The 10424-nt window shown below is 57.5% G+C and carries 6 protein-coding genes and 4 pseudogenes; 6 read left to right on the top strand and 4 right to left on the bottom strand.

Features of this window, described 5'->3' with window-relative positions; translation table 11 throughout:
- The 3 genes and pseudogenes from I6F28_RS36640 to I6F28_RS36630 all read left to right on the top strand — a co-directional run.
- Positions 1–235: pseudogene (locus tag I6F28_RS36640) on the top strand (IS701 family transposase); the annotation flags it as partial.
- A gap of 1271 nt (positions 236–1506) precedes the next feature.
- The gene (locus tag I6F28_RS36635; protein ID WP_225143833.1) at positions 1507–2265 is read left to right on the top strand and encodes a glucose 1-dehydrogenase; all 759 of its coding nucleotides are present in this window, start codon (positions 1507–1509) and stop codon (positions 2263–2265) included.
- Between the two features lie 1115 nt (positions 2266–3380).
- Positions 3381–4679, top strand: coding sequence for a hypothetical protein (locus tag I6F28_RS36630; RefSeq protein WP_225143831.1), 1299 nt, complete (start codon positions 3381–3383; stop codon positions 4677–4679).
- 41 nt (positions 4680–4720) lie between these two features.
- Here I6F28_RS36630 and I6F28_RS36625 read toward each other — a convergent pair whose 3' ends face one another.
- From I6F28_RS36625 to I6F28_RS37990, 3 genes and pseudogenes are all read right to left on the bottom strand, one after another.
- On the bottom strand, positions 4721–5290 hold the full coding sequence (locus tag I6F28_RS36625; RefSeq protein ID WP_225129226.1) for a 3-methyl-L-tyrosine peroxygenase-related protein: 570 nt from the start codon (positions 5288–5290) through the stop codon (positions 4721–4723).
- Positions 5287–5643, bottom strand: a complete 357-nt coding sequence (locus I6F28_RS36620; RefSeq protein WP_225129228.1) for a hypothetical protein — start codon at positions 5641–5643, stop codon at positions 5287–5289. The genes I6F28_RS36625 and I6F28_RS36620 overlap by 4 nt, the downstream gene beginning before the upstream one ends.
- Before the next feature lie 610 nt (positions 5644–6253).
- Positions 6254–7112 (bottom strand): annotated as a pseudogene (locus I6F28_RS37990) (IS110 family RNA-guided transposase); the annotation flags it as partial.
- 80 nt (positions 7113–7192) lie between these two features.
- On the opposite strand from I6F28_RS37990, the pseudogene I6F28_RS36605 reads away from it, so the two are divergent.
- Together I6F28_RS36605 and I6F28_RS36600 are read left to right on the top strand one after the other, a co-directional pair.
- Positions 7193–7462: pseudogene (locus I6F28_RS36605) on the top strand (integrase core domain-containing protein); the annotation flags it as partial.
- 89 nt (positions 7463–7551) lie between these two features.
- A pseudogene (locus tag I6F28_RS36600) lies at positions 7552–8563 on the top strand (IS110 family RNA-guided transposase).
- A gap of 635 nt (positions 8564–9198) precedes the next feature.
- Here the strand turns inward: I6F28_RS36600 and I6F28_RS36595 are convergent.
- Positions 9199–9381 carry a hypothetical protein gene (locus I6F28_RS36595; RefSeq protein ID WP_225143827.1) on the bottom strand — a complete coding sequence of 61 codons (183 nt, stop codon included), beginning with the start codon at positions 9379–9381 and terminating at the stop codon, positions 9199–9201.
- A gap of 582 nt (positions 9382–9963) precedes the next feature.
- Here I6F28_RS36595 and I6F28_RS36590 point away from each other — a divergent pair.
- A partial coding sequence (locus I6F28_RS36590; protein ID WP_225143826.1) for a transposase occupies positions 9964–10424 on the top strand: 461 nt, incomplete at its 3' end.

Genomic DNA, 10424 nt, shown 5'->3' with positions numbered 1-10424 from the left:
TGGGCTTGATCACTTCGAAGGGCGATCATGGCAGGGTCTTCATCGCCACGCCCTGATGACAATGATTGCCTACGCCTTCTTGCAGCACCGTCGCCTCGCACATGCGGGACGGAAAAAAAAGAATCAATGGGCCTCCGCCTCAACCAACCATGCCCGCCGTACGCCACGCCATCGTCGATCTCATTCTCCGGCCGCCATCGCAGCGATGCCCGCACTGCAGAAGACGAATTTGTGAAAAACCACAGCACAAACCAAATCTGCCAAAGTAGTGCTAATCCCTTCGGTAGTAGAGAGGACACCTCGCTCCCCACGCTGAATACAAGGTTTATGGCTTGGCAGCCGAGAAACGCGCTGCCACGGTCTCTGCTCCCACGGTAGAGAGGCGCATCAAGAGGAATACCTTTTACCTCGGGCATCGCATTCCTCCTCGCTCTTGGAGTGTTTGGACGCAACTGTAGATTCAGCTAACTCATCTCAGCAACAGTGCTCGGTTTTTGAAGCATCCTGAAGAGACTGTGATGATGCAACCTCGATGATGCAACCTCCAATGCAGCTCGGTGATCCCTCGGCTCATAGAGCGCTGATCATGATCGTCTCGCCGACGACGCGTACAGTTCTGCGCGCTGCACCTCAATTCTGTGGTGCAGAATGAGCTTGACGATCGTGCGTTCATTCCCGTGAAGTATGCTCACCGACGATGATGATAACTCGATAGGCCTCTCTATCTGTCGCATGCAACGTCGATGCCAAGCACCTCATTCGGTGTTAGAGGACTCGCTCGGATGAAGATGTACGAGAAGGCCGCCGACAACCGTCGCCTCTTCTGCTGTTGCCTTCCCCCTTGTTTGATTGGCCACGCGGAATGTCGAAAGTCCGACATGATCAATTGGGACATAAACGCATGACGAGTTCGCACGCCTCGCAGTTTTGGGAGGCTCGACTAAGCTTTAATGTCGAAACGCTATCGCTGTGCATGGCCCGAAACGCATGCTAGCGGATACCCAGGTCGCGTAAGAAGATCGGAACAGCTGTAGCAACTGTGCAAGAGTTGCGTGAGTTTGCATTCGTACGAGATTCTCGGCGCGTCGATTGCACAGGATGGATACTCCAATTCGCAAGACTCGGAGAACCTCATGCGTTCTGCGCCCCACTCCCGCGGCCAGCCACGAAGAGCTCAGTACGTGCATCTGTGCGGAACCGGCGTTGCGTCGCCTGCAGTCCACGCGCATCTTCCGGAGGAAACTCGGTCGTGATTCGTCGGGCTCAACAAGGTGGCCCAATGTCATGATGCCAATTCAACACTCCGACGGTAATGTATGAACGGCGGACGCGTGTCCACGACGTGGAATCGTTATCGAGTTGGTTTTCACGCCGAGTTACACGGCACTACGCACAGCCTTTGGGCATCGCAGCGGGACACAGCAGATCGACCAGGGGGCGATTGACATAGTGCATAGTGGATGTCGCAAAGACCTTGCACCCACACACTCTCGAGGAAGCGAAATTATGGGACGTGTCAGCGAAAAAGTCATTCTGGTGACCGGCGGGGCTCGAGGGATGGGGGCCGCTCATGCGCGCCTGCTGGTAGCGGAGGGAGCTAAAGTCGTGATCACCGATATTCTTCGTAAAGAAGGCGAGGCTTTCGCGGCCGGCCTTGGCACATCCGCGATCTATCTGCGTCAAGACGTCGCTCAGCCAGAGGAATGGTGCCAAGCGATCGCGGCTGCGGAGAGCAAGTTTGGCGCGCTGCATGGCCTCGTCAACAATGCCGGCATAGTCAGTATTGCTCCTATCGAGCAGTTTCCGCTTGAGCAGTGGACGAAGACCCTTGCTGTCAATCTCACCGGTGTATTTTTGGGAATGCAGACTGCCCTGCCGGCCATGCGCCGCGCGGGCGGAGGCTCGATCGTCAACATCTCGTCGGTCGAGGGGCTGAGGGGTAGTGCAGGGCTTCACGCCTACGTTGCTTCCAAGTTCGGCGTGCGGGGCATTACCAAGTCCGCTGCTTTGGAGGCCGCTGCGTCTGGGGTTCGAATAAACTCAGTCCATCCGGGGTTAATCAACACCTGGATGACAAAGGACTTCGATTCTTCCAGTTTTCCCATTCCGCTTGGGCGGGCAGCCGAGCCGCCGGAAGTGTCACAGGTAGTGTTGTTCCTGCTCAGTGACGAGTCCTCTTATCTTACGGGCTCCGAAATCGTCGTCGATGGCGGTCTGACGATCGGCGTCCCGTACAAGTGTCAGGCGCCCGAAAGCATCTTCTGACTAGCAGCTGATCAATTGTCACATAAAACAAGATCTGAGGTTGCGATGTAGTACAGCAGTGGGAACTACGAAGCCTATGCTCGCCCCCGCAAGCCCGCTGGTGTGGACAGCAAGACTTGGCGGCGCTCTCCGGCGCGGCCGCCGGTGCTGGTTCCGGCGACATAGTCGAAATAGTCCGCCAGACGACAGTCTGGCGCGGTTGCTTGCCTTGGTTAGCAACCGCTCGATTTCCTCTAGAATTTTCAACGAGAGGCCCCCTCGGATTCCGCCCCCGTCTATGGCAAGACGTTTGCGCGGCCCGCCACTCTCGAGCCGCGCTTTTAGATCAATCCGACGTTCTGGAAGACGTCCCACCATGTGCTTCTCCCGCTTTTGAAACTCCGAGGGAAGCGAAACCCGAAGATGCCTCGATCGCTTATCGCTGCGGGACATGCAAAGTGGTGACCAAATAGGGGCCAGCACATCCGTAGCACTACTCGATGCACCCTAACCTAAGCCTCAGGCCGAGGTTGTATCGTGAAGTTTCTCACAATCGCTGTTGTAGTTGGATGACGCAGCTCACCGCGGCGTGTCCGCGACGATCGACGGCGAGTTCGGCAGTCCCGCGCAGGGTCTCACCAAATTCGCGGTGTCGGCGCCTGATAGACAAGTCGCAGGTTCCGCTCACTAGAAATGTCATCGGTGAGAGGACAGCTAGGCTGGCCTGATCGCCCTATGTTCGACCCGCCGGAGGCGCGGAGTGTATTGATCATCCGCAACAGGGAAGGGCTCGCAGAGCTTCGAGGCCGTCAACGATACCGATAGAACCCGAAGCGGACGATGTCGAGTGAATGTCCCTCGAGCGAGGTCGAAGCACTGCGAAGGGCGATTTCTCCTGGCAGATTCCGCGGCACAGTTGGTCGTTCTCCCTTGGGACCTCAACTCTACAACATTTGGTAGTAGATGATTCCAGCCATATGATGCTTCCATCACAATTACTCGTCGGCGGCAATTCGATTGATGGCGCTGCCTGGGGCCTTACTCCTAAAACTGGGAGCCCACTTTGCGCTTGCCGAACTATTCAAGAACTCTGAGCTCTGACCGAAAACAGCATTTGCCTTCACAGGGCGTGAACCATGTATAAAATCGACCGCGAGCGTTTTCTCGACCTTACCGAGAATCATGACATCCCAACAGTGCCGCAAGTCGAGGCAATACTGGAGGAAGCGGAGAGCGAGTCACTCAGCTACGCGAAGCTCAATTCACTCGTGAACGCGATCCACTCAACCGAGTTCCAGGCCATTCGCGACAAAGTTCTTGCAAAGTCCGAATTTGTCCGTCGCAAGATTTATGGCGGCTTGGTTGTTTCGATGGCACCGGTGGAGGTAACAAATCGCTGCGCGTCTGATTGTAATTTCTGTGGCTGGCGCTCCGACAACAATGAGATGCGCCGGATAAGCCTGGACGAGCGGCTCATTGTCGTGCAGGTTGAGTACCTACTCGCGAAGGGTTTCCAGCACATCGAACTTGTTGGTGGCGATGATGTAAAATTCGTAAGAGATCAGCTTCCCGTCCTTGTTCAACGAGTAAGGCAGATAATGGGCGGAAGTCTCGCAAACAGAGTACTGTTTTGCACGATGGCGCTGACGTCACGGCATTATAGAAGCCTGAAGAACGCCGGCGCTGACGGCATCATCATGTGGCAGGAGACTTATGACCATGAAGTCTATAACTCCCACATTACGAAGGGTCCCAAGGCTCGCGGCATCGATGACAACTACAAGGTCGTGAAGAATGGTGATGGATACCGCTTCCGGTTGGAGAGCCAGGATCGCGCGCTACGGGAAGGCTTATCGGCTTCAGTTGGAGCAATGCTAGGCCTAAATCCAAATATCGGGTTCGAGATAATTGCAACCGTAGATCACGCCCGATATCTGGAAAGTTCGTACCAGCCCGGTGATCCTATTATCGTAGGCATGCCAACTTGGAACAACATTACTACGCCGCGCACCGACAAAAGACCAGCGCGCACTCTTCCGATCGACGGCTATTTTGCATTCTTCGCATCGATCTACTTTCTCGCATTGCATCGCTACCGCGCATGGATATTCCCGAATTGCAGGGTGAGCCTACCGATCCAGATCGACGCTGTTCGTGCGGCCGGTGTTTATACCTCAACTGAGGTAAAACTCGGGCCGGGTGGATATCTAAACTCGGCAATTGCCAAGCTTCCGGTCGAGCAACGAGCTGCCATCATGCAGATGCTGAAATCGACATTCAAAGGAGAGTTATCAGCAGAAAATTGGCATGATGAGCTCGACAACCTTGAGCAGTTCAAGCACGACTTTCACCATCACGAGACCTACGTAAAAGCGTTGACTGACGCCGGCTTATTCATTGGCAGCCAAACGGCGCCTAGTTCGGCGAACCATTGATCGGGAGCGTGTTGCTCACTCCAGGTGGCCGATCATATTCGCTATGAGTCGATCAACTGCACGTGCCGCGGTCCAAATCGCTCACGAATAAGCAAGTAGCCTTCTGGACGATCCGCTGCCATTCCGCTTCGGGCTTGAGCGTTCAGACTGGGCCGGCCCTTCGCAAAGCGCTCGCAAACGCGCTCGTGTTGCTTGACCATCACGGCGGTCAGCATTTTTATGGCTGCTCGTTCCGCTTCGAAGCCGCGCAACTTCGCAAAGGTGGAACGCAGTTGCTGCAACATCGAGGAATGGTCGCGAGCCCAAAGTCCTGTGAAGGCCTCATCCACGCCGAGCATCGGAACGACCACGTGTTTCTCGTAGTCGTTCCTGGACATATTGCCGGCAACCTTGAACGCGACTGCACACGCCCTGGTTATTGATGAGAACCGCTGAAACTGACGAGCAGTGGCCACATGATTGTCGGCTGAAATAGCACGTTCCATTAGCTTGAGGCTGCGCTCGAGTTCACGGCAGAGTACGAACAAGCCTTGATGACCAGTAATCCAGTTGGTGAGGGCTTCACCGGCATGGGCCCTCCTAAGTTCCTCGTACTTCATAGGGCCAGTCATGTTCGTTCTCCGTAGTTTTCTACAATCGATTGAACGGCCTCGCCCAGGATCGCTTCCTCAACATCTGTTAGGACGCTCTTGGAGCTTACAAGTGCGGCGCATCCACTCATAGTCCGAAGAAGCGCCACCAATCCGGCAAGGTCTGAATCTTTTTGGATACGCTGGACCAAGAAGAACCAGTCGTAGCGATCCATTTTGGAGCCTGAACTCGGCACCTTGTCCTCAAGAGCGACTGCGTTCACATCGGCGCCGAGAATGAGCCTCAAAGATTTCATTTGGCTTATGAGAGATGGCGAGGAGTTTCTAATGATGTCAACTACCGCCTGCGCGCGATCTGGCGACAGATGCCTCATCAGGTCCGCCGATACCTCGATTGGAAGCATTAGATGTGGCGTGGCCATAACTTAGCCTTTCTAGATTACTCCACGAGTTTCATCCAGCCTGCACAACTACACCAGAGCCGGTTCAAACAAACCACGTCCGCAGACCAAGATCTTGGTTCGTATCGCAAGCTCTGATCAAGACCAGCGGAAGCAGCGGGTTTGCTTTCTGCCAGTGCTCGTCCAGCGGATTTGCCCCCCCCCCAACTGATAACGCGGTTGCTGTCTGCGCGAATTCGTCGCCCGCACGCTAGCCTCTCTGGCAGGCGAGACAGAAGCCGACGCCGCAACACAACCAGAGCACACGCCGTTCAGTCATATCTTTCCCACACAAGGGTCCCGGATTGTATCCCCGAAAAGACCAACAGGCGCCTACCAGGATTGGTCGGCCCATGCCCCCCGTCCCTGCCTCCTATGTATCCGTTGCTGAGTTTGAAGTTGTGAAAAACTTGTTTTCCTACAGTCCCAGAATTTCGCTGATGTGGAATCAGATCGGTCGCGCAGCGGGTATCATCAAAAGGAGATCACGCTGCCTGGATCGCGCCACTCGCGATCCGCAAAAGAAGCCGCGTGCCTTTGGGTACCGAACGACGTTGCGTGCTCCGATGACAAGCAAGTGCCTGAGATAGGAATCGCCCTGTTTCGTAATCCGGCCGAGTCGATCCTTCCCGCCGGTGGAATTCTGCTTAGGCGTCAGGCCAAGCCAGGCCGCGAACTCCCGCCCGGAGCGGAACATGGTCGCGTCCGGCACGGTCGCGGCGAGAGCCGTGGCCGTAATGGGACCGATCCCGGGAATCGAGGACAGCAACTTCGCCATCGGATTTACTCGCTGGATCTCAGCCAGTTCGCGCTTAATGGCCTCGACCTGCCGGTCCAATTCCTTCAGCTGGCTCACAAGGACGGCCAGCGCGATGCGGGCGTGGGCCGGTAGCGTCAGTTCCTCGTCATCCAACAAGTCCACCAGACCGTCCACCCGTTGCCGGCCTTGCCCGACAATGATTCCGAACTCAGCAAAGTGAGCCCGAATGGCGCAAGCTGTCATGGTGCGTTGGCGGACCAGCAAGCCTCTTGCACGATGAAGCATCAAGAAGCCCTGGTTCTCGGCGCTCTTGATTGGAACGAACCGCATATTGGGACGACTCCGCTTCGCAGATCGCGGCCGCGTCAGCGGCGTCATTCTTGGCTCCTCTTCGTAGGTAGGGTTTAACATAGGCTGGCGGAATCAATCTGACATCGTGCCCAAATTGCCGAATCTCCCGCGCCCAGTGGTGAGCAGTCGCGCAGGCCTCGATGCCGACCAGGCAAGGTGCGAGCGAGGAGAAGAACGACACGATCTCGCCTCGCCGGAGGCGTTGGCGACCGGCCACTTGGCCTTGGGCATCAACTGCATGGATGTGAAACACGTGCTTCGAAATGTCCAACCCAATTGTTGCGGCTTCCATTGGTCAATTGCTCCTGTAAGCGGGTTCGTCCATCGCCAGTATATCGCCGGCGCCGAGGGAGCGGGGCCGTCTTCCCCATCAACGGCCAGCTGCGGGATGAATTGCTGAACGAGACGCTGTTCACGTCAGTGGCCCAGGTTCGCATGGCTCTCGGATGCTGGCGGGCCGATTACAACGATGCCCGACCCCACTCGCAGCTCGGATGGAAAACGCCCTCCGAGTTCGCCTTCACCTGTCACCCGCGCCGGGATCTGGCGCTGCGCTATGCCGAAGGCTCCGCGCCAGCTGCCGTCGCTCCCACCGCCCAACCGGGCAAATCCAACGACCGGAGCGAACTCAGGAATGGATAAAACTTGATGTGGTGGAACGGCCCGCTCCAACAGCATCAAAGTGCTAGAACGTGGTCGTTGTTCGAACACCACAAAGGAGGGACCGTTCCGTGAAGCAGGTTATCACCATTGGGCTGGATCTGGCCAAGCACGTTTTCCAGGTTCATGGGGCGGATGCCGAGGGCTCACCCGTGTTCAACCGGAAGCTACGGCGCAGCGAAGTTCTGCGTCTCTTTGAGAAGCTGCCAGCGTGCCTGGTGGGGATGGAAGCATGTGGTAGCGCCCACTATTGGGCGCGCGAGATCGCAGCTCTCGGTCATGAGGTGCGGCTCATTCCCCCGGCTTATGTTAAACCCTTCGTCAAGCGAGGCAAAACGGATGCGGCGGACGCGGAGGCCATCAGCGAAGCGGTGACCCGAAAGACCATGCGCTTCGTGCCGATTAAGACAGCCGAGCAACAGGCTGCCGCGATGGTGCTGAAGACCCGCGCTCTTCTAGTGCGGCAGCGAACGCAGACGGTTAACGCGCTGCGCGCGCATTTGGCCGAATTGGGGATCATCGCCGCCGCCGGCATGGCAAAGGTTGAGGCGCTGATTGCGATCGTGCGGGACAAGACAGATGTCCGCCTGCCCGCAGCGGCGCGCTTCGCCCTGATGGCGATTGCCGATGAGATCGAAGCTGCAGCGGACCAGATCGACAGGCTCGAGCGCGCAATTATTGTGGAGGCAAGCGCGACGAGGACATGCGTCGGTTGACCACGATTTCTGGCGTCGGCCCCATTACAGCGGCGACCATTAAGGCGCTTGTGCCAGACCCCGGAGGGTTCACGTCAGCTCGCCACTTCGCGGCCTGGCTGGCAAAGAGCGGCTGGGGCGGATATCAAAGATGGGGAATCCGGAGCTCCGCTCTCTCCTCGTCGTCGGGGCAACGGCCGTCTTGCGGGTTGCCCGAAACGACGCGCTGAGCCGGCCGTGGCTGAAGGCGCTTCTTGCCAGACGGCCTTTCAAAGTTGTCGCGGTCGCGGAGGCCAATAAGACGGCGCGGATCATCTGGGCGCTTCTAAACAAGGGCGGGACTTATCGGCGTCCCGACCCACTGGCGATTACCGCGGTAGCCGACTGATGAACGCAATGACCGTCACAACGATCTGACCGGCGCAGGCCGGCAGAGGGCAAGGTGCAACGACAGGCGATGAACCCATGGGACGAAATCCCGAGACGAGTGAAGCCACTGCCCCCAATGCGCTCAAGCGCGCAAACTTGATTTGGCTCCTCGTTTCGCGGATCTCATCGAGGCCAGCGGCCATGTGCCGCGCGCAAAGGCCGGACATATAACCGCACCGTCCCAATGTGTGAAATCGACTGAAAAAGCTCTTGCCTCGCGGGCCGTTCCACATATGGGGGCAAGGTCAGCTGTCCCTGCCACGAGCCGCCAACTCCCACACCGGCCAGCCTCAAAGCAGCGGAAGAAGCAGGCCGGGAGATCATCGTCGTCGGAGGACGAGCCTAACTACTTGATCCCGGCCCACCAGTCGGAAGCAGCGCGGGCGCGGCTCGGAGTCGGTTAGCCAGGGAGGCATGAAGGCCCGTATCCTGCTACACCCACGCTGCCGTCGAGTTTAGCGGGCTGCCGCGCCTCGCCAAACCCATCGGCTTTGTATCGGCGCTAGCTGACTGAAAGCTGAGGAGACCGCGTAGCAATTCACCCAACGAAACGCAGCCCGCCTGGGCCACTTGCCTCGAGAACAATGAAGACGTTTAGACACCAGACAAAGGGCGTTCGGCGTGCTTACGATCAGAGGCAGCCGCACCACGACGACGGGTCGGGTTGGCGATCAGCCAAACCACTGCACGCTTCTGACTGATCGCCGTGACGACCTCACGCTCTCCCGGTTCGTGCTGCTCTTCGACCAAGTAGAGCCGGTCGTCTGAATTGCGCATCAGGTGCGTCCGTGCCGGCGGCCACGCACAGTGCACTTTCGCGGTCGAATTCGAACAGATCGTCAGATCGCTTTTGCTTGGCAGCACGAGTCAAATGTCGTCTTCTTGATGACCTACAGGCACGCTGCGTCGACGCCGCAACCTGGAGAGCTCGGCGCTGGTGGTTCTGTCGGTGCCAAAAAAAAGGGCACGCTGTCGCTATGTCACGCGAATTGTTTAGTTGTAATCCGGACACGATGCTCTGGGAAAACTCTCGGCTGTGCTGCCAAGCAGGTTGTGGGAGCTGAGGCGCACGGATCCAACTTGTCATTGATGGTTCGGGCATAACAGTCGCAAGCCAGCGCCGATTCAGTGTCTCAGCAGCAAACTCTGCGCGACGCTGGGAGGGATCGCGCATCCATGGTGCGACTTACACTGTCGCCCGTGAACAAGCCTCTAAGCGATTGAGCGGGAGTCTGTTTCTGGGATTTGATGGCGTTTGAGATTGCAGGGATTTGATGCTTGGACGCCGCAAACCTTGCAAATTCGTTTTGTGGATTCCTCTCCGTTGTGAACCGTGCTTCTGTGGTGCGCCGGAGGACGATGCGGCCGAAGAAGCATAAGACGACGGGATCGAACGATCTGTTCCGGGCACGGCTGGATCAGATCATCAACATGAAGCACGAGTTGGTTCTGCTTGCCGGCAGGATCGATTGGGACTGGATCGACGGGGAGATTGCCCCGCTCTACAGCGAGAACGGCAGACCGGGGATTGAAACCCGCTTCATGATCGGGCTGTTGTTGCTCAAGCACATTTACGGGCTGTCCGATGAGGGGGTGTGCGAGCGCTGGGTCCACGACCCATATTTCCAGTACTTTACCGGCGAAGAGTTCTTCCAGCACGCATTCCCGCACGAGCGCTCGGACCTGAGCCACCGGCGCAAGCGGCTCGGCGACAAGCTGGAGCTGTTGCTGGCCGAGAGCTTGCGGGTGGCACACGAGGCCGGCGCGTTGCGCAGCCAGGACCTCAAGCGGGTCACGGTCGGTCGAGTAGCCCCCGGGGA

Source organism: Bradyrhizobium sp. NBAIM14 (genome assembly GCF_020193895.1).
Lineage (GTDB): Bacteria > Pseudomonadota > Alphaproteobacteria > Rhizobiales > Xanthobacteraceae > Bradyrhizobium > Bradyrhizobium yuanmingense.
Note: the sequence above shows the minus strand (reverse complement) of the source record. Positions and strands in the feature narration are given on the sequence as shown.